We start from the raw sequence: 23,202 nt of genomic DNA on the forward strand, positions 1-23,202 counted from the left end.
ACCATGACCTCTGTCTCTGATGTCTCCAGCCACGTACGCGATGAACCACCACCACAGTCGGTGACACCGATCGAGGCGATCCCGGTACGCCGCCCCGTGCGCTGGCTGGTGACAGCGGCGTGCCTGGCCGTCGCCGTCTCATTGGCCTACTCCGTGAGTGTCAATGAGCGATACCAGTGGGACGTCGTCGGCAACTACCTCTTCGCGGCACCCATCCTCCAGGGCCTCGTGGTGACCATCGAGCTCACGGCGATCGGCATGGCCATCGGCATCGTCCTCGGAGTGCTCATGGCGGTGATGCGGCTGTCCGACGTCCCGGCAGCACGCGTCTTCTCCTGGCTGTACCTCGGCTTCTTCCGAGGAACACCCGTGCTCGTGCAGCTGATCTTCTGGTACAACTTGGCGGCCCTGTATCCGGAGTTGACTCTCGGGATCCCCTTCGGTCCGGACCTCTGGCTGGTGGACGTCAATGTCCTCATCACGCCCTTCGTCGCCGCCATCCTGGGGCTCGGACTCAACGAGGGCGCCTACATGGCCGAGATCGTGCGGTCGGGCATCCTGTCCGTCGGTACCGGCCAGAGCCAGGCCGCGGCAGCACTCGGCCTGAGCCGCCGACAGACCATGCGACGCATCGTGCTGCCCCAGGCGATGCGCGTGATCGTGCCGCCGACCGGCAACCAGCTGATCACCATGCTCAAGATGACCGCGGTCGTCTCGGTCATCGCGATGTCTGAGCTGCTCTACTCGGCCCAGACGATCTACAGCCAGACCTACGAGGTCATCCCACTGCTCATCGTCGTCAGCATCTGGTACCTCGTGGTGACCACTCTGCTGACGATCGGTCAGTCCTTCCTCGAGCGTCGATTCTCGCGGGGCTTCTCCCGCGGAGAACGCATCTCCGCGAAGCAGGCCCTCCTTCAGGCCCTGCCCATTCCCTCCCGTTCGCGACACACCAGGAGCAACGCATGAGCACGGCCACTCCCCTGATGCGGGCCGAGAGCGTCCACAAGTCATACGGCACGGTCGAAGTGCTCAAGGGCATCTCCCTCGAGGTCCGCGCCGGCGAGGTCACCTGTCTGGTCGGGCCGTCCGGGTCCGGGAAGTCGACCTTCCTGAGGTGCATCAACCACCTGGAGAAGATCAATGCCGGACGCATCTACGTCGGCGATGAACTGATCGGCTACCGGGAGCACCGCGGGAGGCTCCACGAGCTGCGCGAGAAGGAGGTCCTCAAGCAGCGAGCAGGCATCGGGATGGTCTTCCAGGACTTCAACCTCTTCCCGCACAAGACCGCCCTGGAAAACGTCATCGAGGCCGTCGTCCTCGTGCGCAGGAAGAAGAAGGAAACTGCCATCAACGAGGCGCAGGCGCTGCTGAGGCGAGTGGGGCTGGCCGACAAGTTCGGGGCCTATCCCGCGCAGCTGTCCGGAGGACAGCAGCAACGGGTGGCGATCGCCCGGGCACTCGCCATGGAGCCACAGCTCATGCTCTTCGACGAGCCCACGTCCGCGCTCGACCCGGAGCTGGTGGGCGAGGTGCTCGACGTGATGAAGCAGCTCGCCGCCTCCGGCATCACGATGATCGTTGTCACCCACGAGATCGGTTTCGCCCGCGAGGTCGGCGACAAGCTGGTCTTCATGGACGACGGCGTCATCGTCGAGGCCGGCGACCCGCGCGAGATCATCGCCGATCCACAGCAGGATCGCACCCGCGCCTTCCTGTCCCAGGTGCTGTGATGAGCACTTCGTCACCAGCGCCCGGCATGACCGTGACCACCCCTGACCTTGAGGAGAGGCTCCACGCCTCCGCGACCGACTGGCGTGAACGGCTGGTCGCTCTCAGCCACAGCCTGCACGCCGAGCCGGAGCTGGCCATGCAGGAGCACCGCTCCTGCGCCAAGGTCGCTGAGCTCATGGCGGCAGCGGGCTTCGACGTCGACGTGGGAGTCGGCGGACTGCCCACCGCCATCTCCGCCACGAAGGGCACAGGTGAGCTGGTCATCGCCTTCTGCGCCGAGTACGACGCGCTGCCCGGGATGGGCCACGCCTGCGGTCACAACGTCAACGGAGCCGCCGCGGTGGGGGCAGCGATTGCGCTTGCCGAGGTGGCCGACGATCTGGATCTGACCGTGCGTCTCATCGGCACCCCCGGCGAGGAGGGCGAAGGGGGCAAGGTCTACCTGCTGGAGGCCGGCATCTTCGACGACGTCGCCGCGGCTGCGATGGCCCATGCCCACCCGCGGGACACCTTCGGGGCGACCTCCCTGGCGCTCAGCTGCTGGGACGTCTCCTTCCACGGCCGGCCGTCACACGCTGCGGCGGCACCCTGGCGGGGTATCAACGCCCTCGACGCAATGACGCTCTCGTACACGGCAATCGGAATGCTCCGTCAGCAGTTGCCCCCCGGAAGTGTGGTGTCGTTGTCCATCACCGAGGGTGGCGGTCCGGTGAACGTCATCCCCGACCTGTCCCGTGCCCAGCTCGAGGTTCGGGCGCCCACACTGGAGCAGCTCCGCGAGGTGCAGTCGCGAGTCCGAGCGTGCCTCGAGGCAGGGGCCGTTGCCACCGGGGCAGAGCTGGAGGTCACGCCACACGGCAAGGACTTCGCCGAGCTGCGCCAGGACGAGTACATGTCCCACGCCTACGCGGCAGCTGCTCGACGCCTGGGCCGCGATCCCTTCGACGCAACCGGCACCACCACGGCCTCGACGGACATGGGCAACGTCTCCCACGTGCTGCCTTCGGTCCACCCGACGATCGGCTACGAGACGCAGGGGTCCACGCCGCACACCGCCTCGTTCGCAGATCACGGCTGCTCGCCGTCGGCAGACCGGGCCATCACCGACGGCGCAGTCGCGCTCGCAGGTGTCGGCGTGGCACTGGCCACGGATCCGCAGCAGAGGCGGCGCCTCCTGGAGGACCTGTCAGCGCGGTGATGACGCTGGACGAACCAAGGTCCGAGCCAAGCTGGGCTCTCCGACCATCCGATCGAACTTCAGGTGGCCTCACCCAACACCGGTGGGGAGGGTAAGGGAGGCGTGCGGGTGCAGTCAGACGGCGGAGCTGCTCTCTTCAGTGCCAATCGGCGCCGAACGCACTTCCTCCTCGTGGGCACGGACGGACCGCTCCACCTTCCGCAGGAGGGGCTGGAGCGCCGCCACCTCGTCATCGGTGAGGTCGGAGAGCAGTCGTGACTGGGCCTTGACGTGCATCGGATGAATCCGTTGGATCAGTTCGCATCCCTGACCGGTCAGGCTGACCAAGACGATCCGTCGGTCCTCGGTGCTTCTGTTCCGCGTGACCATGCCATCTCGCTCAAGGCGGTCGATACGCATACTCACCGCACCGAGGGTGAGTAGTGATGAGTCAGCAATTGCTCCAGCACTGAGGGTGTGCTCCGGGGCACGGCTCAGCGTTGACAACACATCGAAGTCACTCAGCGTCAGCCCGGCGATCTCATGACGACGGTTGAAGATCGCCCGCTGGTACATGACGATCCGGGACAACCGGCCGAACATGGCCATGGCCATGAAGTCCTCATCCGGGCGCTGCGCCTGCCACTCGAGGATGGCACGGTCGACGGAATCTGCGGGAACGTCGTTTTCCATGTGCTGACTTTCAGTGCGCTGGTTGGGGTTCGGTGATGCTACAAGGCCGGGACCGCACTGCCGTGACGGTCCCGGCCTTGGTGGGATCACAGGGACCCGGCCGCCTCGAACGAACGTCCGCTCCGGCTTCCTCGCACGAGAACCCTCTCGATGATGCTCACGCAGGCGAACAGAATGAGACCGATGATCGACAGAAAACCGATACCGGCGAACACCGCGACAGTGTCGAGGTTCCCACGGGCCTGAGTTATCACGACACCCAACCCCTGGTCCGCCCCGACGAACTCGGCGACGACAGCACCGACCACGGCCAACGTGATCGCCACCTTGGCGCCGGCGAAGATGCTGGGCAGAGCCCACGGGAAGCGCACCTTCCAGAACGCCTGCCACCGACTGGCTCCCATCGACCGCACAAGCATCAGGCTCTCGGGACGTGCGGCCTGAAAGCCCACGACGGCGTCAACAACCAACGGGAAGAAGGCGATCAAGACGACCATGAAGATCTTCGGCGGGGTGCCGAATCCAAACCAGATGATGAACAGGGGCGCCAAGGCGACCTTGGGCACGACCTGCGAGAGCACGAGCAGGGGGTAGATCGCCCGCTGCAGCAGCGGGCTGTAGACCATGCCGATGGCAATGGGCAGAGCGATGAGGACCGAGATGGCGAACCCCAAGAGAATCGCCGTCAGGGTCGGCAGCGAGGCCCTCCAGTACAAGTCGAAGTCGGCCACCATCTCGTGCACGATGCTCCACGGCGAGGGCAGCACGTACGTCTCGACGAGTCCAGCCGCGGAGATGGCCTGCCATGCAGCCACGATGATGACGATCAGGGCGATCGCCGGCCATGAGGCGCGCAGGGTCTCAACCAACCTGCTCACGATGCTGGCACCCGTGGCACGATCGGATCCGGCGGTGCCGACCGGGGCGTTGCTATCGGTGGCGCTGGCCTGTGTCATCGTCATCACCTGCCTTCCACATCTCGGTCGGAGAAGATTCCCAGCTTGCCGAACTCATCGCGGATCCCGTTGACGTAGGCAGTGAACTCGGGTGAGCCACGGTCCGCGACGTGTCGCGGTCGGGGCATGCTGACCCGGATGTCAGCCGCGATGGCCGCTGGCCTGGGAGAGAGGACGATGACGCGATCGGCGAGGAAGACGGCCTCCTCGATGCTGTGGGTGATGAACATGACCGTACGTCGGGACTGCAGCCACAGGTTCTGCAGATCCATCTGGACCTGGTCGCGGGTGATGGCGTCGAGAGCGCCGAAAGGCTCGTCCATCAACAGGATGGATGGGTCGTGGAGCAGCGCTCGGCACAGCGAGACGCGCTGCTGCATCCCGCCAGAGAGCTCATCCGGGTAATGGTCCTCGAAGCCACCGAGCCCCACATCGGCCAGCAGTTGACGGGCGCGGTCGCTCAGTGACCCCCGCGGGAGCTTGCGCACCTCCGCCTGTAGCAGCACGTTCTCCAAGGCGTTTCGCCAGGGCAGTAGCTCTGCATTCTGAAAGACGACGCCGGCTTTGGTCACCGGCCCGGCAATAGTGCTCCCCTCAAGGGTGACCGTGCCGCTGGTGGGGGTAGTCAGACCCGCGAGTGCCAGCAGGAGGGTGCTCTTGCCGCAGCCGCTCGGGCCGACGATTGCGAGAAACTCACCCTCGTTGACGGTCAGGGAAAGCTCATCCAAGGCTGTGACGGTGCCGCTCTTGGTGCGAAAGCTCTTCTCTACACGGTCGAACTGCACATACGGTTCCGCGGCCGGATGGTCGGTGGCCTGCTGGGTCATTCCGAGCCCTCCGAGAGGGTGTCTGTGCAGTCACCCGGAAGGAATTCGTTGGAGGCGACGTCGGAAACCGTCGCCGAGCCCTCGGTGACGTCCCCGTACTCCTCCATCAGGTCGATGGTCTCCTTCCAGTCATCGGTGGCGATACAGCCGAAGCCTTGATCCGCGGTGTTGTCGGTGTGCAGGAGCTCGCTGGAGTTGTGCCACTGGTCGGCTACTTGACCGGGCTCGAGCTGGCTCTCCGTGGCCATCTCGAAGAATGCGTCCACGGCAGCGTCGGTGTCGTTGTCGGCGAACTCGACGGCCTCCTCAAGGGCAGCGAGAAACTCTTCAACCGTCTCGGGGTTGTCCTGGATGAACTCGTTGCCCACGACGATGCCTGAACTGAGGGTCTGCACACCGGCATCCGCGTACGTCATGGTGACCAACTCGCAATCGCAGGCGAGCTCGAGGTTGGGTTTGCTGACGTTGGTCAGACCGAAGGTGAAGTCGGTTTTATCGCCGAGGAAGAGCTGCGTTCGCGTCGGGATGTCAACGTTGCGGAAGGTCACCTTCGTCTCGTCGATCCCGGTTGCTTGGGCGTAAGCGGGGAACAGCCGCTCGGCTGCCGAGCCAGGGGTATATCCAGCGGTCTCGCCGACGAGGTCCGAGGGCTTGTCGATCCCCGAATCCTGAAAGGCGAAGACGGCCAAGGGGGACTTCTGGACCATGCCCGCCACCATCGTGACCGGCATGCCCTGCCCGACGGACTGGACCATGGTGGCGGCGTCCGCGTAGCCGATGTCGTCTGAGCCGTTGGCGACCGTCTGGATCGTGGTGGCCGACCCGTTGCCCTCCTTGAGGTCGACCGTCAGACCGTGCTCCTCGAAGATGCCGGTCTGCACGCCAGCGACGAGCGGGAGAACAGCTCCGGTGAAATAGACGTCGGCCCGGACCGTCACCTCGTCCGTCCCGCCCTCATCGCTGCTGGAGCCAGAAGAGCCCCCGCAGGCAGCAAGCAGGGCTACGGATGTCACGGCGGCGAGGGCCCCGAGGGTCTTGCGGTGGCGTTGGAGTGTGGACACAGGGGTCTCCCTTGACTCGTTCGTGTGTCTTGACAAGGGCACTCTAGGGTAATTCAAGCGTGAAATGTCAAGGGCTGAACTAAATGCGAACGAGGTTGACCGCAGGGGCAGCCCAGAGATGTCCGGGTTGCCCCCTCCAGGCGGCGACACAATCAGTCGCGCCTTACGCCCGCCGTCTCCTCGGGCCTCAGCGGGTTACGCCGTGCATCACAGAGGTCTCGGGGTACACGGGCAGCTGCGGCTTCTGAGTTCCGATGATCACGCAGAAGAGGGCGTCCTTGTCTGTGTTGTTGACCAGGCTGCGAGGCACTCCCGCCGGAACCACGACGATGTCGCGGTAGCCCAGGGCGCGAGTTGCCTTCTTTGTCCCGTCCTCGACGTCGTGGACGCTGACCTCGATCTCGCCCTCGAGCACGAAGAACGCCTCCTCCACGTCGTTGTGAGTATGCTCCGGACCCGCTGCACCTGCAGGCAAGCGCATGTTGGAGAAGGTGAACCCTCCTGCCGGGATGATGCGCGAGTCGGTGTCGAAGTTGCCTGTCGCACCAGAGCCGACGTACCGGATCTGGGCGCGGCGGAACTGCTCACCCTTCGCGTCGGCCTGGAAGCCCAGGGCGTCCCAGTCCTCATGGCGTGTCTCTCGACTGGCGACGCAGCTATCGATAAGGGCTTCGAGATCGACGCCGGGCTGGATCATCTCGGTGGGGCGCGGGTCAGCCTGCTGGGTCATAGCCATCTCCTTGGTTGCTGGACGATCATGAACACTTTAGTGCTGAACTACACTCTGTCAATATTTTCAGCACTTAAGCAATCTTCAAAGAGTGTGTGGCAAGCCTCTTAGGGCTAAGATCCTTAGCGTGCCTGCAACTATGTCGACGATAAGGACCCCTATGAAGACGAAGCCGGACCCGGTCGACCACATCATCAGCACCTGGGGCGATGTCAGCCCCGATCTCGACGTCACGCCGATGCACGTCTTCGGTCGACTGCACCGTGCCTACCTGCTCTACCGACAGGAGATCACCGCCCTCTTCGAGGAGCTCGGGACCAGCACGTCCGGGTTCGAGGTCCTGGCCGCCCTGCGTCGTCAGCCCGAGTTCCGTGCCGCTGCAGGAGACCTGGCACAGGGCACCTTGGTCACCACTGGCGGCCTGACCCTGCGCGTGCGACGTCTCGAGGCCGAGGGGCTGGTCACCCGCTCCCGGGACACCCGGGACAACCGTGTGGTCTACGTCGAGCTCACCGAGATGGGACTGGAGCTCGTCGACCGGGTCGCCCGGATCCACTTCGCCAACCTGGGCCGGCTGCTGGACAGCCTCTCGGAGCGAGAGCGCAGCTCCCTCGCCGGGGGCCTGAACAAGCTCGAGCAGTCCATGACCTCGGCGACCGGAGCGGCACCCAGCGAGTGAGCGACGCTTATCCGGGCGCCGTTTCGGCTCGGAGACGGTCCAGCTCGGCGTAGAACGAGTCCACCGCGTCCTGCGCACCGGCGCGCATCTCCTCACGACGCACGGACGCGTCACGGACCTGCGCTCCTGACTCCCCCACGGCGCGCGACACGTCCTGGGCGAACCGGCAGACGGGCTCGCGCCGACGCCCGAAGAGCGTGAGTGCTGCCTCGAGGTGCCCCTCCCGATCCAGGCACTCGGCGAGGACAAGAGCGTCCTCGAGGGCCATCGCCCCGCCCTGCCCCATGAAGGGGGTCCCGGCGTGCGCCGCGTCACCGATGAGCAGGACGTGCCCACGGTGCCAGGGCAAAGGCAGGACGACCTCCTCGACGGCGGTGTAGAGGACGTCGCTGTGCGTCCCGATCTCGTCGAGAAGGGCACGAGCGGGTCCGTGGTGTTCCGCGAGCGCTTCCCGCATGAGTCGGGGCCACTCGTCGCGCGCATGCCGCGTCTTATCCGGGTCGCTGACCGTCCCGAAGGTGTACAGCCAGTCGTCACTGATCGGCATGATCCCCAAGCGGGTGCCGATCCCCATCTGCATGATCTTGTCGGTCAGGTCCGTCGGCCGTTCGTGGATGCTGCGCCAGATCCCGAATCCGGAGTAACGCACCTCCACCTCGGGAGCCACGTGCTGGCGAAGGGGGGATCGCAGCCCCTCGCCGGACACGACCAGGTCATACGTGTGGAGGCTGCCATCGCTGGTGGTGACGCGAGCCGCCTCGGCATCGTCGACCAGATCGGCGATCGTGGTGCCGAGCTCGACCCTGACGCCGACCGCTGACAGGCGCGCGGCCAGGATGCGGTGCAGCTCGGCCCGCTTGATCCCGACGATCGCGGGGATCCGTCCTCCGGCTGCCGTCGGGTAGTAGGTCGTGACGATCGCCTCACCACGGTGGTCGAGGTAGGGGTTGCGTCCCTGCGGGACGACGAAGCCCGCGGCGAGGACCTCGTCCAGCGCCCCAAGAGCCTCGAGGCTGACCAGAGCGTTGGAGTAGAGGAAGATCCCAGAACTGGCAAAGGCCCACTCCTGCTGCCTCTCGATCAGCCGGAGGTCGTGCCCTCGCTCGGCCAAGGCGATGGCCGCCGCGCAGCCGGCGATGCCCGCGCCCGAGACGAGGATCCTGCGCCGGGCGGTCATGACCCCGCCGGGGTGCCGGATGCGGCCGTGGCAGCGATCACTCCCTCTGCCTCGACCTCGACCTTGAGCCCGGGGTCGACGAGGGCGTTCACCCCGACGAGCGTGGAGCAGGGCATCTCACCTGAGAAGACCTCCGAGCGCGCCCGACCGACGGCGGCCTTGTCGTCGACGTCGGTGAGGTAGACCCGCAGGACGGTCACGTCTGCGGGCGTCGCGCCACAGGCCCGGACGAGCTCGACCACCCGACGGAATGCCTCCTTGGCCTGGCGGTAGGCATCATCACCGCCCACCGGACCACTCGGGCCGCCGGCGTGCATCCCCGAGGTCCAGAACCGGTCGCCGCGGACGACGGCATTGCTGAACATCCCATGGCGCGGCGGCTCAGGGACGGAGTCGGCTGAGACCTTCATGCGCGCTCCCTTCGCTCATCGGCCTCGCGAGTGAGGCGCTCGCGTACCGGCAGGAAGTCATAGGTCGGGTAGAAGTCGGTCTCGAAGACTCCCCAGGCCCGACGCTCGAGCTCGACGTTGACCGCTGCCAGGCGCTCCGCAGGGAAGCGCAGGGTGACGATCTGGCCGATGCCCATCGCGACGACCCAGGAGACGATCTCACAGCCCTCGGGTGGGAAGCCGTGCCACCAGTCACGCTCCTCGAGGGAGGACTGGATCTGCTCGAGGTGCTGTGACTGGTCGTGCCGGAGGAGGACGGTGAGCATCAGCTGCCCATCGTCCGCCTGCGGCGTGGTCACGCCTCCCCGGCGAGGATCTTCGCCTGGGCCTTTGCGTCCGCCTTGTACAGCCGCCGAATGCGCGAGACCCCGAGGTCGTGCTGGTACAGGTGCTCGTGCGTGTCAGCGTCCTTGGCCAGGATCTCCAGGACACTGCGGTCCTGCTCCAGCACCGCGAAGTGCTTCTCCTCCAGGCTCGTGCGGTAGAGGAAACGCCACACCTCGCGCTCCCAGCCATCGACCTTGCGAGTGCGCCAGTGGAAGACCGCGACGTTGTCCGCGTCAATCGGCACGGACATCCCGACGATGCCGAAGGGCCCGCCCGGTCCGGCCTCGTCCCCGTAGGGGATCTCGAGATCGACGTGGTCCATCGCCCCGCGCACGAACTCCACCCAGTCGAAGTTCTTGCCACGCTGGTCGGTCTTCTCGAAGAAGAACCCCCGGTCGGTCTCCCGGATGCGGAAGCGCGCCGAGGTGTCTCCACCGGACATCGAGTGCGAGTCACCGTGGAGGAAGGCACCGTGCATCGGGTCCAGGACGTTGTCCATGTAGAAGCGCCACTGCCCGGCCCACTCGACATAGTTGAGGAAGTGGGAGTGCTCCTCCTGCTGCAACCTGTCCGGGAGCTCGAAGGGAGTCGGCTCGGAGTCCTCGGTCAGCGGCATGAACGCGAAGATCGCGTCGGCTGCCTCGACGACGGCGAGCGACGGTGTGGACTGCCGTCCCTCGAGGGCGCAGCCCGGCATGCCGGGCACGGCGACGACCGTGCCGGTGCCGTCGACCTGGACGCCGTGGTAGCGGCAGGCCACGCGGTCACCGAGGTGCTGGCCGGCGGACAGCGGGGCGCTGCGGTGCGGGCACCGGTCCTCGAGCATACGCACCCGCCCGGTGGCATCGCGGAAGAGCAGCCAGTCGACGCCCAGACGGGTGACCTTCTGCATCGCCCCGTTGGCAAGCAGGTGCGAGGGCAGGATCGGGTACCAACGGTCGCGCAAGCCGTAGGCGGACAGCTCCTCGGCGGTGAGCGTGCGGCGGGTGCCGACGGCGTGCCGAGGCTTGGGCTTCTTCGGGGTGGTCGTGGTGTCGGTCGTGGTCATGTCAGCGGCCCATCCTGCGCATCTCGTCACGGAAGGACTCCTGCGTCCACGACGAGCCGTCGGGCGCATGGAGACCGAGGTCATTGAGGCCGGAGACGAGCCCCGGCAGGTCGTGGACCCCACGACCGAAGATCTCCTGGATCGAACCCGAGAGCTTCAACTCGTAGGGACTGAACGGTTCCGGGTGCGTCTGGTGCACCTCGAGGTACTGCGACATCGCTCCTCCTCAGGACTTGTCAACGGTGGTGATGAGGTCGTTGCGGGCCTCGGCGAGCCCCTCGGCGATCGACATGAAGGCACTGGCCCACTCGATGACCGAGGCCGGTCGGTTGACGAGAGTCGGTGCCTCGGAGCCGTCGATGATGACGAAGACGCCGTTGTCGATGCCGCCGGCGATCGACTGGGCTTCCTCGACCGGGTGGTCGGGGGTCGGTGCGGACGCGATGACCAGTGTTGGGACGGTCACGGCGTCCATGGTCGTCAGGTGGACCGGGTCGTCGAGCCGCACGTCGGGGTCGACCAGCACGAGGGAGACGACGTGCTCCACGTGTCGAGCAGCGAGCGAGAGCGCGCCGGGCGCGTCCGCGCCGATGGCCACCACGTGCGCTGCCTCCGCGAGCTGCACCGCGGCACTGTCCGCGGACTGGTCGCGGTCGTCCCCGCTGACGGTGATTGTCGTCATCCCGGGCGGCGGCGTGCCCGGGTCCGTGCCGATCAGTGCAACGGGTCGGGTGAGGTCGTCGGTCATGCGCCACCTCCGTGGTCGGGCTGGGGTATGTGCACCGGCGGGGTGAAGGCCCCCGGAGTCGGGTCGAGCGCGGTGACATCGACCTCGACGAGCGTCGGTCGACCGGTGTCGAGCGCGGCTGCCAGGGCCGGCCCGAAGGTCCCCGGTGAGCCCGTGCGCCAGTAGGGCATCCCCATGGCAGAAGCCAGGTCCTCGAAGTGCGGCGTCCACAGGTCGACTCCGGCGCGGTCCAGACCATTGGCCTCCTGCATGTTGCGCAGGACGCCGTAGCCCGAGTCGTTGAAGACGAGGACCACGCAGGAACCACCGAGGCCGCGAAGGGAGGCCAGCTCGCCCAGGTGCACGGCGAGTCCGCCGTCGCCGGCAATGACGACCGTCGGGGCCTCGGGCCGCGCTGCGGTGGCCCCGACGCCCATGGCCAGGCCCTGTCCGATGCCGCCGCCGAGCGGGAAGACGTTGGTGTCGCGGGAGTACAGCTCCAGCAGGCGGTTGCCCCACTGGCTGGAGGGGATCGTCACGTCCCTGGCGACAACGGACTCCCTGGGCAGCTGCCCCCGCAGCTCCCGGCAGATCTCCGCGTAGCCGCCGATGTATCCGGAGAGCTGGTCCCGGACCTCGTGGCGGACCCTCGTGACACGCTCGCGCCACCCGGCCTCGGTGTCGGAGCCCGTCACCCGGTCCAGGAGCGCCGCGACGACGGACGAGGCATCACCACGGACACCGACCTTGGCGGGGTGCACCCGCCCGATGGCGGCCGGGTCGACGTCCACCTGCACGTGCTGCACCGGCAGCGGGAGGGAGTAGGTACGCGTCTCGTTGGACCGGAAATGGGTGCCGATGCTCAGCAGCACGTCCGCGTCGCCGAGCAGCGCAGCCCCCGAGGGTGTGGAGGCGAAGTTCCCGATGACCAGGTCGTGGTCCTCCGGCACGATCGCGCGCCCGGAGTTGCTCGTGAAGATCGCGGCGCCCAGCCTGTCGGCGAGCGCGCGGATCTGCGTGCCCGCGCCGTCCGCTCCCCCACCCAGCCACAGGGCGGGACGTCGTGCGGAAGCGAGCACGTCGACTGCGGCCGCGAGCTCGTCCTCGTCGGGGGCCTCCGGCATCGGCACGGGCACGGGCACGGGGGAACCGTCCACCTGCGCGTCGGGCTGTGCGAGGTACTGCAGGTCACTCGGCCACTCCAGGGAGTAGGGCCCGTGCGGTGCCGCAAGGATCGTGGCGATGGCCAGCTCGAGGCTCTGCGCGACCGTCTCCGCGGACGGGACGCACGCCGCTCCCTTCGAGATCGCGGTGAGCATCTCCAGCTGGGCCGGGACCTCGTGGATGACGCCGCGGTTGCTGCCGACCCACTCACTCTCGATCTGACCGGTGATGTGCAGCACCCGCGAGCCTGCCGTGAGGGCCTCGAGCATCGATCCCGCCGCGTTGCCGGCCCCGGTGCCGGTGCTCGTGAGTGCCACGCCGATCCCGCCCGTGACGCGGGCGAAGGCGTCGGCAGCGTTGACCGCTGCGGCCTCGTGGCGCATCTCGACGAAGGTGAGGTCGCGGTCGACCGCCTCCACCAGCGGCAAGTTGTGGATGCTGATCACGCCGAAGGCATGGGTGATGCCGTGGCGCCGCATCACCTCGACGAGGACGTCCCCGCCCGTGGCGGGACGGGCGGCCGGGTCAGGGAGCACGGGGTCGGACGCGCTGGTGTGGGTCTGGGTGTCGGTCATGGCTGACGAGTCACTCCTCCGCCGACGTCGATGTGCGCGCCGGTGATGTATGAAGCACGGGGTGAGAGCAGGGAGACGATCGCGAAGGCGACCTCCTCGGCGCGGCCGAAACGACCGACCGAGATACCACGGTCGGCAGCGATCTCGGCGCTCCAGGTGTCATAGTCCTGCGCGCCCCCTTCGCTGCGGTAGGCCTCGTAGCGACGACGCCACTGGCCGGTGTCGATGAGTCCGAGGTTGACGGAGTTGACCCGGATGCCTTCGGGAGCAAGCTCCTCGCCCAGCGTCCGGCTGAGGTTGAGCAGGGCGGCCCGCGCCGCGGACGTGATCGCGAGCTTCGCCTCGGGCTGCTTGGCGAGGATGGCGTTGGTGTTGACCACCGCTCCCACCGACGATGCCGCCAGGTGCGCTCGTGCCGCGCGGATGACGTTCCACGCGCCGAAGACCTTCAGCTCGAGCTCGTCGCGGACCTGCTCGTCGGTGGTCTCGCTCAGCGGGGCCATGAGCGAGCGACCCGCATTGCAGACGACGGCATCGAGCGAGCCGAAGTGTGCAGCGCCTGCGGTCACGGCCTCCTCCACCTCGGTACGGATGGTCACGTCCGCCTCGGCCGCGAGAAGTCGGGAGGGGTCGGCACCGAGCGCCCGCGTGGCGTCGTCGAGACGGCCCCGGTCGCGAGCGACCGCGATCACGCGGGCGCCCTCCTGCAGCAGCATGTCGGTCACGGCGAGGCCGACGCCGGAGCTGGCGCCGGTCACGAGGACCGTGCGGTCGGTGAGCTGGAGATCCATCGTGTCCTTCGATCAGGTCGGCATGACGAAGCCACCGTCGACGACGAGGGACTGCCCCGTCATGTACCCAGCGGCTTCGGAGGCGATGAAGTGCACGACGTCGGCGACGTCGGCGGGAACGGGCTCCCGGGCCAGGGCCCGGTTGTCCTCGTACAGGGCATAGCGGTCGGCGGGCACGCGCTCGGTGGCTTCGACCTTGGTCAGCCCCGGGGCCACGGAGTTGACCCGAACACCGTGCGGGCCGGCATCGCGGGCCATCGTGCGGGTCATGGCGAGCACGGCGCCCTTCGAGCCGACGTAGTGCACGAGGCGTGGAGAGCCGTAGAAGGCGGCGTCCGAGGCGATGTTGACGATCGCACCGGCACCGCGGGCCAGCATCGGTCCGACGAGGTGCTTGCTGACCATCCACGTGCCCGTGACGTTGATCCGCACGAGCTCCTCGAAGCGGTCCTCGTCCAGCTCCCAGAAGGCATCTCCGCCGACCCCGTCCGCCTTGGCCGCGTTGTTGACGAGCACATCGGCACCGCCCAGCTCCTCGACGACACGGCTGAACGCGCGCACCGAGTCGCGGTCGGCGATGTCCAGCGGCAGGGCGTGCACCTCGGTGCCGTCTGCGCGCAGGGCCTCGGACGTCTCGTCGAGCTGCGCGGTGAGCACGTCACCGATGACGAGCCGGTCCTGCGCGAAGCGCTCTGCGATGGCCCTGCCCAGCCCGCGGGCAGCGCCGGTGACGACCACGAGACGGGGCTGCGTCATGGCAGGCCGTCCCAGAATTCGGTGACCGCGTCGGTGAACTCACCCGGTACCTCGGTGATGGCCGCGTGACCCGCACGCGGCAGGACCGTCAGCCCGGCACCGGGGATCCGCGCGGCCAACAACCGGGACTCGGGGACACCGGTGACGACGTCGTCCTCGCCGACGACCACGAGGGTGGGCGCGGTGATCTGCGGCAACACCGCACTGGTGTCGGTCCCGGCCATGAACTCCGCCGCCACCCGGTATCCGGGGACCCGCACACGGGCCATCTGCTGACGCACCCGCACTCCCACGGCGTCCTGCGCGTGGGGAGAGACGAGACGCCCGGCGCGCCGGGCAGCGAACTGCTCGGGTCCGAGGTTCTCCAACTCGGTCACCCGCGCACGCATGGCAGCGGCCTTCGCCGGGTCCGTCGCGGATCCGCGAGTCGAGTCCGCCAGGACGAGGGATCGAACCATCTCGGGTCGGTGGTGGGCCAGGCACGTGGCGATCACCCCTCCCCAGGACGTGCCGACGAGGTCGACCGGGCCGAGCCGGAGGGCGGTGATGGACCCGGCCAGGCTCTCGACGAGGTCGACATCACCGAAGGGGTCGCGCGAGCGGCCGTAGCCGGGTGCGTCCCACGCCAGCGCCCGGGCGCCGTACTCGGCGAGCCGCTGCGCGACGTCCGTGCAGGAGTGGGCGCTTCCACCGATGCCGTGCAGGAGGACGACGGTGCGGGTCGGGCGTTGCTCCGGGAGGAACTCGACGAAGGAGGTGCCGTCCGGAGCGCGGAGCCGGGAGTGGGTCGTGTGGGCCATGGTCGGCATCAGAACCGTCCCCGGGCAGCGCGCTGGTCCGGCGTCTCCGTGCCCGACTGCACCTCGTCGAGGAAGTACCCGTCCGATGCCTCGACGGCTGCGCGGGCGCCCAGGTCGGGCACACCCGCCATGGCGGAACGCACCCCGGACGTGGGTGGCCCGGCCGTGCGCCACTGGTCGGAGAGCTCCGGAGTGCGACGCCAGGTGCGGCACAGCCACGTGTCCTCGTTGATCTCCTCGACCTCGGAGGTGTACTCGCACACGAGTCCGGCCGGGTCGGTGAAGTAGGAGAAGGTGTTGTTGCCCGGGCCGTGCCGACCGGGACCCCACTGCGGTTCGATGCCGTGCGTCTTGAGGTTGCCGATCCCGCGCATGAAGTGGTCGATGGTCGACAACTCGTAGGCCACGTGGTTGACCGAGGTCCACGCCGCCTGGTTGAAGGCGATGACGTGGTGCTTCGGCGTGCACCGCAGGAAGGCCATCTGACGCTCCGACCAGTCCGAGATCCGCATGCCGAGGACCTGCGTGTAGAACTGCGTGGCGGTCTCGATGTCGACGGTGTTGAGCACGACGTGCGCCAGTGCCCGGGGCACGCTCGGGTGACCGTTCTCGTCGCCGCGGACCACGGCGTTGACCTCGCTCACGAGCTCGACGATGCGCCCCTCGGGGTCGACAAAGGCGAGTCCGTACCCGCCGGCGGCGTCGTCGTCGTTGCGACCCGGCTCCCGCAGGAGGGGGATTCCCGCCGCGACGAGACGTCGCCCGGCCTCGTCGACCTCGCCGGGCGTGCCCACCGCGAACGACAGTCCGCCGAGCGAGTTGGCCTCGTGCTCCTCGAGCTTGAGGATGTGGTGCTCCTGGCCCGTGCCACGCAGCCAGAACCGGTCGCGGTCCTCCTCGGTCAGGCCGAGACCCCACACCTGCGTGTAGAAGTCCTTCGACGTGACGACATCAGGGACCCGCAGGGTCACCGAGCGCAGGCCGCGCAGGGTGACGACGGGCTCGTCGGTGTAGTGCATGGGTACTCCTTCGTCGGTGGTTGTGGGACTCAGAGGTCGAGGACGAGCTCGGAGCCGCGGCATCGGGAGACGCAGATGCACATCGTCTCTCCCGACTCCTTCTCGTCGTCGGAGAGCAGGTAGTCGCGGTGGTCGATCTCCCCGGAGACCACACCGGTCTCGCAGGTGCCGCAGATGCCCTCGGTGCAGGAGAAGGGCACATCGTGGCCGACTTCGGCCAGGGCGTCGAGGATCGAGGTGTCCGCCCCGACGTGGACGCGCTCACCGGTGCTGTCGACGACGACGTCGAAGGCACCGTCGGGAGTGTCCGGGGCAGCCGCGGGCTCGGGCGCGCGGAAACGCTCGAGGCGCAACCGGGAAGTGTCCGGCACCGAGATCTCGACGGCCTCCATCAGCGTCGCCGGCCCGCAGCAGTAGACGACGGTCCGCTCATCCACTTCTGCGAGGATGCTCGAGATGTCGGCGAATCCACCCACCTCGTCGTCGACGTGGACGGTGACCCGATCGCGCGGCAGACCGGAGATCTCGTCGACGAAGGCCATGACCTCGCGGGACCGGCCGGTGTAGAGCAGGTGCCAGTCTGCCCCCTTCGCCTCCAGAGCCCGGGTCATGGCGACGATCGGCGTGATGCCGATACCGCCGGCCACGAGGAGGTGACGCGGTGACTCACCATCGAGCTGGAAGAGGTTGCGCGGGCCGTCGACGAGGATCTCCGCGCCGATCGGCAGCTCGTCGTGGATGAGCCGACTGCCGCCACGGGAGTCCGGCACCCGCAACACGGCCACGGACCACCGCGAGGTGTCATCGGGGTCGGAACACAGCGAGTACTCGCGCACGAGCCCGTTGGGCAGGTGCAACGAGAGGTGCGCGCCCGGTTCCCACCGCGGCAGGGCTTCGCCCTCGGGGTGGACGAAGGTCACGCTGGTGACTCCTTGGGCCTCCCAGGTCTTCTGGTGCACCCGCAGGACCTGACTCGACTCCGAACCGATCTTCATGTCTGCTCCTCGCGCTGGCCGTGGCTGGTCGACGTCTGCTCAGCGGGTGACGCCGTGCATCTCGGACGTCTCGGGGTAGGTCGGGATCTGGGGCTTCTTGGTACCGATGACCACGCAGAAGAGGGCGTCCTCGTCGGTGGTGTTGGCGAGACTGCGCGGCACGCCTGCCGGAACCACGATCATGTCGCGGTACCCGAGCGTACGAGTCGCCGTCTTGGTGCCGTCGGCGACGTCGTGGACACTGACCTCGATCTGGCCCTCCAGGACGAAGAAGGCCTCCTCCACGTCACCGTGCGTGTGCTCCGGGCCGACCGCACCGGCCGGCAGGCGCATGTTGGAGAAGGTGAATCCACCGGAAGGGATGATCCGGGTGTCGGTGTCGAAGTTGCCGGTCGCGCCCGAGCCGACGTAGCGGATCTGCGCACGACGGAACTTCTCACCCTTCGCATCGGCCTGGAAGCCCAGGGCGTCCCAGTCCTCGTAACGCGTCTCGCGGCTGGCGACGCACGAGTCGATGAGGGCATCGAGGTCGGCCCCCGGCTGGAGGGTCTGCTCGGTCTGCTGGTCGTTGGTCTGGGTCATCATGCTCTCCTTCTCGTGTGGTGCGTGGTGGGTCATGAGCCGGTCGACGTCGGGTCGACCGCTCGCGCCTGCTCGGCTGCCCACGGGAGGGGCTCGCCGCTCAGGTCGATGTAGATGCTCTTCTGCCGCATGTACGAGCGGATCCCCTCTCTGCCCTTCTCGACGCCGACACCGCTGTCGCGGACTCCGGCGAAGGGGGTGGAGATGCTGAACTGCTTGTACGTGTTGACGTAGACGGTCCCGGCGACGAGCCGCCCGGCGATCCGGTGGATCCGTCGGTAGTCGGCCGTCCAGATGCCGCTGGCCAGCCCGTAGTCCGAGTCGTTGGCCATGGCGATGAGGTCCTCCTCGTCGTCGAAGGGCAGGACGACCGCGACCGGGCCGAAGACCTCCTCCTGGCAGATGCGTGCGGAGTTGTCGACGCCGCCGATGATGGTCGGCAGGTAGTAGGCCCCGTCCGCCAGCTCGGGGTCGGCCGGAACGCCTCCGCCGATGAGGACCTGGGCGCCGTCCGCGACCGCGGCGTCGACCATGGCCGCCACCTGGTCCCGGTGGCTGTGGCTGACGAGCGGGGCCACCTGGGTCCTCGGGTCGGTGCCCGAGCCGACGCGCAGGCGCCGGGTGGCCTCGACGAGCCGGGCGACGACGTCGTCGAAGATCGTGCGCTGGACGAAGATCCGTGACCCGGCGATGCAGCTCTGACCGGTTGAGGAGAAGATCCCGTAGAGCACCCCGGCGATCGCCTGTGTCAGGTCTGCGTCGTCGAAGACGATGGTGGGCGACTTCCCACCGAGCTCCAGGGTCGCCGGCATGAGCTTCTCGGCGGCGACGTGGGCCAGGTGCCGGCCGGTCGTCGTGCCACCGGTGAAGGTCAGCTTGCCCACGCGGGGGTGGGAGGCGAGCGCCTCACCCACGGTGCGTCCCGGTCCGGGGAGCACGGAGAGCAACCCTGGCGGCAGCCCCGCTTCCTCGGTGATCCGCGCCAGCAGCAGGGTGACCCAGGGGGCCCAGGCCGGCGGCTTCGCCACGACTGCGTTGCCGGCGGCGAGCGCCGGGGCGATCTTCTGCGCATCACTGGCGATGGGCGAGTTCCACGGGGTGATCGAGGCGACGACCCCGACCGGCTCCCACGTCGCAATGGTCAGGTACGGCCCGCGGGGCGGGGTGACCTGGTCCTCGAGGGTCTCCAGCGCCGCCGCCGTGTAGCGGAAGGTGGCCGCGGCACTGTGGGCGAGGGCCAGGGTCTCTCCCCGGGTCTTGCCGGTGTCCAGGGTCTGCAACGCGGAGATCTCCTCCGCCCGACGCTCGATGGCGTCCCCGACGCGGCGCAGGACCCCGGCTCGCTCGTGGGGCAGTGCTGCCCGCCAGCCGCTCTCGAGCGCCGCGCGCTCTCCCGCCCGGACAGCCTCGTCCACGTCCTCCACGGTGGCTGCGTGGAGGTGGGCGAACGTCACGCCGGTGGACGGGTCGACGGTGTCGATGACGGCACCGGTCCCGGTGCGCCAGCGGCCGCCGACGAGCACCTCGTCACGTAGGAGATGGCCAAGGGCCAGCCCTGAAGTCAGTGGAGCGATCTCAGTCGACATTGAACCGAGGCCTACCTTCCGTCGTTGCAATAAGTCTGAGCGCAAAGATGTTTTCTGTCAAGACTTTTCGGATGTCATTCCCGCAGGACCCGGGTCAGGCGATCAGTGGCGCACGATCGGTGAGCGAAGCCACCGTGTGCAGCACCGACCAAGCGGTCACCGCACTCGTGCGCGGGTTCTGGTTGCTGGGGGTGTTGCGGATCGTGAAGCAGTAGTCACCGAGGTCCCCCTCGGCGGTGATCTCGTGGGTCGTCATCGGCGCCGTAGGGTCACCGACGAGCTCGACCTCGACCAGCTGTGTCGAGCCCACCGCCGTCGCGAGGGCCGCCACGACATTCAGGGAGTCGGGGAAGAGCCGGGCCGCCTCGTCGGCACTCCCGGAGAAGACGGTGATCGGGTCGCGCGCGGCCAGGATCTCGGCCGTCCTCTCCCGGGTCATCCACTCGCGCACGAGGGAGGCCGACTTCTTGGTCGTGCGCAGGCGGGCCACATCGAGTCCACCCGCACGAGCGACCGAGGCCAGCAGGTCGAGTCCACCAACCGCGCCGTGGGTACCGAGCAGCCGTCCCGGCCCCAGAGAGCCCAGCCGGGACCCGAGCCGCTCGTCCAGAAGTGCGCCGACGGAGGTGACGACCAGGTCGGCGCCCCCGCCGAGGACGGGGTCGATCATCTCGTGGACGGCCGGCTGGCCGGCGCACTCGACGACCACATCCGCGATGTGCAACGCCTCCGAGAGGGTGCACTGCGGTGCCGGCGGGTCGGTCAGGACCCGGCTGTCGACGATGCCGACCAACTCGGCTCCCGGGACACCCCCCTTCGCCAGCTCACCGGCCACCTGCGACCCGATGACTCCGTACCCGGCCACCACGACCCGCCGCATCACGACGCGTCCTCGACCGCCTGCAGCTCGCGGTGGCGCAGCAGCTGAGTCACGTGGCCGCGGATCTCGACGTACCGCGGGTCGGTCTTGGTCGTCACGTGGTCGCGGGGGTGGGGCAGGTCGACCTCGATGGTCTCCGCGACGATGCTCGGCGGGGTCGACAGCACGATGATGTGGTCTGCGAGGTAGACACTCTCGTCGATGTCGTGGGTGACGACGAGGACGGTGATGCCGAGCTTGCGCTGGATGCGTAGGAGCAGGTCCTCCAGGTCCGCGCGGGTCTGCGCGTCCACCGACGCGTAGGGCTCGTCCATCACGAGCAGCTTCGGCCGGGAGGCGAGCGCACGGGCAATGGCCACCCGCTGCTGCATGCCACCCGACATCTGCCACGGGTAGAGGTGCGAGCGGTCCCCGAGCCCCACGGCATCGAGAGCCTCCTGGACGCGCTCGGCACGCTCCTTCTTCGGCACCTTCGACAACGGGAAGGCGACGTTCTTGTCCACACGCATCCACGGGTAGAGCGAGCGCGAGTAGTCCTGGAAGACCATGGCCAGCCCTTCGGGGACGCCGGAGACCGTGGTGCCCTCGAAGGTCACGGTGCCATCGGTCGGGTCGTCCAGGCCGCTGATGATGCGCAGCAACGTCGACTTGCCGCAGCCCGAGGGTCCGACGATGACGGAGATCTTGTGCGCAGGGATCATCGCGCTGATGCTGCGCACCGCAAGGTTGTCGCCGTAGCGCTTGGACACGCCGTCGAGCTGGAGCTCCGGGACGATCTTCTGAGGGGATTGGCTCGTATCAGTCATTTTGTGCAGTCGCTCCTCGGTGCCAGGCCAGGACCCGACGCTCGATCTGAAGGAAGATGAAGTTCATGACCACGCCGAGCAACGCGAGCACGATGAGCACCGCGAAGAAGCCCGGGTAGTTGAAGTCCCGCTGCGTCGAGACGAGCAGGTAGCCGAGTCCGTTGTCCGACTTCTGCAGCTCGGAGATGATCATGATGATCAGGGACATGGACATCGCGGTACGGATGCCGGCGAAGATCTTCGGCGAGGCGCCCGGCAGGACGATGTGGGTCAGGACCAGTCGAGCCGGGATCCGGTAGACCGCGGCCGCCTGCGAGCGGATCTCCCCGACCGACATCACCCCGTCGATGGTGTTGAAGAGGATCGGCCAGACGACGCTGAAGGCGATCAGGAAGATCTTGGGGGAGTCGCCGATACCGAAGAGCAGGAAGAAGACCCCGAGCAGGGCCGGGCTGGGCAGGGAACGCCCGAGGTGCACCAGCGGCTGGAAGAGCGCGTGCGCCACCGGGGAGATGCCCAGGACCACGCCGACTCCCACGCCGATGGCGATGGCCAGGAAGAGACCTGCCAGGGCCCGCAGGACGCTGGGGACGAAGTGGGTGAAGGTCGCCTCACCGAGGAAGCCCTTGCTGATGTCACCGGAGAGGAACATCGTCCCGGCGGTACGGAAGGACTCCCACGGGCCCGGGACGAAGTACCCGCTCTGGGCGGCCCTCGACAGGGCGAACCAGCACAGCAGGATGATCACCGGCACGAGCAGCCGCAGCACGATCTGCTGCGGGAGGCCGATACCACCTCTGGGCTTGGCGGGCTTGGAGGACTTGGTGGGCGCGGGCGCCCGTGTGGCGCGGGATCGCACGTTCTGGACAGTCACTGGGCCAACCCCTTCTTCCAGTCGAAGACCTTCGCGTCGACGAGCGACATCACCAGCGAGACCAGGACTCCGAGGACGCCGGCCACGAGGGTCGCGGCATAGACGAGGTCAAGGTTGGTGGCATTGGCGCTGTTGAGCAGGATGTAGCCGCCGATACCGGCACCCGCTCCCACGAGCAGCTCCGCCGAGACCGCCACGATCAGGCCGATCGACGCTGCCACCCGGACACCGGTGAAGGCGAAGGGCAGCGCGCTGGGAAGGATGACCCGACGGACCACTTCCGCACGGGAGAGCCCGAAGCTCTCAGCCGTCTGGATCGCGGTCGTGTCCGCGCCACGGACGCCGTACATCGTGTTCAGCAGGATGGGCCAGACACAGGCGAGGGCAACGGTGATCGCCAGCGGCAGCATCCCGCTGCCCAGGAGCAGCACGAGGATCGGGCCGAGGGCGATCGAGGGCAGCACCCTGAAGGCCTCGACCGGGAGGCTGAAGGTCATCATGGCCGCCTTGGAGGCACCCATCGCGGCCCCGACGAGGACGCCCGCCACGGTCGCGAGGAGCAGACCGAGCATCCACTCTGCCAGGGTGAAGCCGACTGCCTCCCAGAAGGCCGAGTCGGAGAAGAGATCACCCAGACTCCCCATGACCCTGCTCGGCACGGGCAGGCCGTCCTTGGTGATGACGGTGGACATCAGCACCTCGGCGAGCGCCGCCACTCCGACGACACCGACGACGCCCAGCACGATCTGGCGACGTGTGCTCAGCGGTTCGTGGATGAGTTGCATC

At 67.9% G+C, this 23,202-nt stretch carries 27 protein-coding genes; 4 read left to right on the forward strand and 23 right to left on the reverse strand.

Annotation, left to right across the window (positions count from 1 at the left end; genetic code table 11):
- Window positions 1-3: 3 nt before the first annotated feature.
- Genes BJY20_RS07220 through BJY20_RS07230 form a run of 3 tightly spaced genes read left to right on the forward strand, consistent with a single transcriptional unit; the run spans window position 4 to window position 2,935 of the window.
- Complete coding sequence (locus BJY20_RS07220; protein ID WP_185990906.1) at window positions 4-969, forward strand: amino acid ABC transporter permease; 966 nt, start codon at window positions 4-6, stop codon at window positions 967-969.
- On the forward strand, window positions 966-1,736 hold the full coding sequence (locus BJY20_RS07225) for an amino acid ABC transporter ATP-binding protein (protein ID WP_221935261.1): 771 nt from the start codon (window positions 966-968) through the stop codon (window positions 1,734-1,736). The genes BJY20_RS07220 and BJY20_RS07225 overlap by 4 nt, the downstream gene beginning before the upstream one ends.
- Window positions 1,736-2,935, forward strand: a complete 1,200-nt coding sequence (locus BJY20_RS07230) for an amidohydrolase (RefSeq protein ID WP_221935262.1) — start codon at window positions 1,736-1,738, stop codon at window positions 2,933-2,935. Before BJY20_RS07225 ends, BJY20_RS07230 begins: the two co-directional genes overlap by 1 nt.
- Window positions 2,936-3,049: 114 nt before the next feature.
- Here the strand turns inward: BJY20_RS07230 and BJY20_RS07235 are convergent, their stop codons facing one another.
- The 5 genes from BJY20_RS07235 to BJY20_RS07255 form a co-directional block, all read right to left on the reverse strand.
- A complete protein-coding gene (locus BJY20_RS07235) occupies window positions 3,050-3,607 on the reverse strand; it encodes a MarR family winged helix-turn-helix transcriptional regulator (RefSeq protein WP_185990907.1) in 558 nt (185 codons plus the stop codon).
- Between the two features lie 86 nt (window positions 3,608-3,693).
- Entirely contained in the window at window positions 3,694-4,563 is an 870-nt protein-coding gene (locus tag BJY20_RS07240; protein WP_185990908.1) for an ABC transporter permease, read from the reverse strand.
- 5 nt (window positions 4,564-4,568) lie between these two features.
- On the reverse strand, window positions 4,569-5,390 hold the full coding sequence (locus BJY20_RS07245; protein ID WP_185990909.1) for an ABC transporter ATP-binding protein: 822 nt from the start codon (window positions 5,388-5,390) through the stop codon (window positions 4,569-4,571).
- Window positions 5,387-6,451 (reverse strand): ABC transporter substrate-binding protein, encoded by a 1,065-nt coding sequence (locus BJY20_RS07250; protein WP_185990910.1) that lies wholly within the window; start codon window positions 6,449-6,451, stop codon window positions 5,387-5,389. Before BJY20_RS07250 ends, BJY20_RS07245 begins: the two co-directional genes overlap by 4 nt.
- Before the next feature lie 187 nt (window positions 6,452-6,638).
- Window positions 6,639-7,181, reverse strand: coding sequence for a cupin domain-containing protein (locus tag BJY20_RS07255; protein WP_221935263.1), 543 nt, complete (start codon window positions 7,179-7,181; stop codon window positions 6,639-6,641).
- A 160-nt stretch (window positions 7,182-7,341) separates the two neighbouring features.
- On the opposite strand from BJY20_RS07255, the gene BJY20_RS07260 reads away from it, so the two are divergent.
- On the forward strand, window positions 7,342-7,860 hold the full coding sequence (locus BJY20_RS07260) for a MarR family winged helix-turn-helix transcriptional regulator (RefSeq protein WP_185990911.1): 519 nt from the start codon (window positions 7,342-7,344) through the stop codon (window positions 7,858-7,860).
- Between the two features lie 7 nt (window positions 7,861-7,867).
- On the opposite strand, the gene BJY20_RS07265 is transcribed toward BJY20_RS07260, so the two are convergent.
- The 18 genes from BJY20_RS07265 to BJY20_RS07350 form a co-directional block, all read right to left on the reverse strand.
- Window positions 7,868-9,037: an FAD-dependent oxidoreductase gene (locus BJY20_RS07265; protein ID WP_185990912.1), complete on the reverse strand. Its 1,170-nt coding sequence runs from the start codon at window positions 9,035-9,037 to the stop codon at window positions 7,868-7,870.
- A complete protein-coding gene (locus tag BJY20_RS07270; RefSeq protein ID WP_221935264.1) occupies window positions 9,034-9,447 on the reverse strand; it encodes a RidA family protein in 414 nt (137 codons plus the stop codon). The genes BJY20_RS07265 and BJY20_RS07270 overlap by 4 nt, the downstream gene beginning before the upstream one ends.
- Window positions 9,444-9,785 carry a hypothetical protein gene (locus BJY20_RS07275; protein ID WP_221935265.1) on the reverse strand — a complete coding sequence of 114 codons (342 nt, stop codon included), beginning with the start codon at window positions 9,783-9,785 and terminating at the stop codon, window positions 9,444-9,446. The genes BJY20_RS07270 and BJY20_RS07275 overlap by 4 nt, the downstream gene beginning before the upstream one ends.
- On the reverse strand, window positions 9,782-10,861 hold the full coding sequence (locus BJY20_RS07280) for a Rieske 2Fe-2S domain-containing protein (RefSeq protein WP_185990913.1): 1,080 nt from the start codon (window positions 10,859-10,861) through the stop codon (window positions 9,782-9,784). The genes BJY20_RS07275 and BJY20_RS07280 overlap by 4 nt, the downstream gene beginning before the upstream one ends.
- A gap of 1 nt (window position 10,862) precedes the next feature.
- On the reverse strand, window positions 10,863-11,078 hold the full coding sequence (locus BJY20_RS07285; RefSeq protein WP_185990914.1) for a recombinase-like helix-turn-helix domain-containing protein: 216 nt from the start codon (window positions 11,076-11,078) through the stop codon (window positions 10,863-10,865).
- Between the two features lie 9 nt (window positions 11,079-11,087).
- Window positions 11,088-11,609, reverse strand: coding sequence for an alpha/beta fold hydrolase (locus tag BJY20_RS07290; protein WP_221935266.1), 522 nt, complete (start codon window positions 11,607-11,609; stop codon window positions 11,088-11,090).
- On the reverse strand, window positions 11,606-13,327 hold the full coding sequence (locus BJY20_RS07295; protein ID WP_185990915.1) for a thiamine pyrophosphate-binding protein: 1,722 nt from the start codon (window positions 13,325-13,327) through the stop codon (window positions 11,606-11,608). Before BJY20_RS07295 ends, BJY20_RS07290 begins: the two co-directional genes overlap by 4 nt.
- On the reverse strand, window positions 13,324-14,118 hold the full coding sequence (locus tag BJY20_RS07300) for an SDR family oxidoreductase (protein WP_185990916.1): 795 nt from the start codon (window positions 14,116-14,118) through the stop codon (window positions 13,324-13,326). The genes BJY20_RS07295 and BJY20_RS07300 overlap by 4 nt, the downstream gene beginning before the upstream one ends.
- Window positions 14,119-14,130: 12 nt before the next feature.
- Window positions 14,131-14,874, reverse strand: a complete 744-nt coding sequence (locus BJY20_RS07305; protein ID WP_185990917.1) for an SDR family oxidoreductase — start codon at window positions 14,872-14,874, stop codon at window positions 14,131-14,133.
- Complete coding sequence (locus BJY20_RS07310; protein ID WP_185990918.1) at window positions 14,871-15,674, reverse strand: alpha/beta fold hydrolase; 804 nt, start codon at window positions 15,672-15,674, stop codon at window positions 14,871-14,873. The genes BJY20_RS07305 and BJY20_RS07310 overlap by 4 nt, the downstream gene beginning before the upstream one ends.
- A gap of 8 nt (window positions 15,675-15,682) precedes the next feature.
- Window positions 15,683-16,693: a VOC family protein gene (locus BJY20_RS07315; protein ID WP_185990919.1), complete on the reverse strand. Its 1,011-nt coding sequence runs from the start codon at window positions 16,691-16,693 to the stop codon at window positions 15,683-15,685.
- Between the two features lie 29 nt (window positions 16,694-16,722).
- Complete coding sequence (locus tag BJY20_RS07320; protein WP_185990920.1) at window positions 16,723-17,688, reverse strand: PDR/VanB family oxidoreductase; 966 nt, start codon at window positions 17,686-17,688, stop codon at window positions 16,723-16,725.
- Window positions 17,689-17,727: 39 nt separating this feature from the next.
- Window positions 17,728-18,270: a cupin domain-containing protein gene (locus BJY20_RS07325; RefSeq protein WP_185990921.1), complete on the reverse strand. Its 543-nt coding sequence runs from the start codon at window positions 18,268-18,270 to the stop codon at window positions 17,728-17,730.
- 32 nt (window positions 18,271-18,302) lie between these two features.
- Complete coding sequence (locus BJY20_RS07330; RefSeq protein WP_185990922.1) at window positions 18,303-19,856, reverse strand: aldehyde dehydrogenase family protein; 1,554 nt, start codon at window positions 19,854-19,856, stop codon at window positions 18,303-18,305.
- A 94-nt stretch (window positions 19,857-19,950) separates the two neighbouring features.
- Entirely contained in the window at window positions 19,951-20,736 is a 786-nt protein-coding gene (locus BJY20_RS07335; RefSeq protein ID WP_185990923.1) for an aspartate dehydrogenase domain-containing protein, read from the reverse strand.
- Window positions 20,736-21,542, reverse strand: coding sequence for an ABC transporter ATP-binding protein (locus BJY20_RS07340; RefSeq protein ID WP_185990924.1), 807 nt, complete (start codon window positions 21,540-21,542; stop codon window positions 20,736-20,738). The genes BJY20_RS07335 and BJY20_RS07340 overlap by 1 nt, the downstream gene beginning before the upstream one ends.
- Complete coding sequence (locus BJY20_RS07345; protein WP_185990925.1) at window positions 21,535-22,416, reverse strand: ABC transporter permease subunit; 882 nt, start codon at window positions 22,414-22,416, stop codon at window positions 21,535-21,537. Before BJY20_RS07345 ends, BJY20_RS07340 begins: the two co-directional genes overlap by 8 nt.
- Entirely contained in the window at window positions 22,413-23,201 is a 789-nt protein-coding gene (locus BJY20_RS07350) for an ABC transporter permease (protein WP_185990926.1), read from the reverse strand. The genes BJY20_RS07345 and BJY20_RS07350 overlap by 4 nt, the downstream gene beginning before the upstream one ends.
- Window position 23,202: the final 1 nt, after the last annotated feature.

The organism is Janibacter cremeus (genome assembly GCF_013409205.1).
Taxonomy (GTDB): domain Bacteria; phylum Actinomycetota; class Actinomycetes; order Actinomycetales; family Dermatophilaceae; genus Janibacter; species Janibacter cremeus.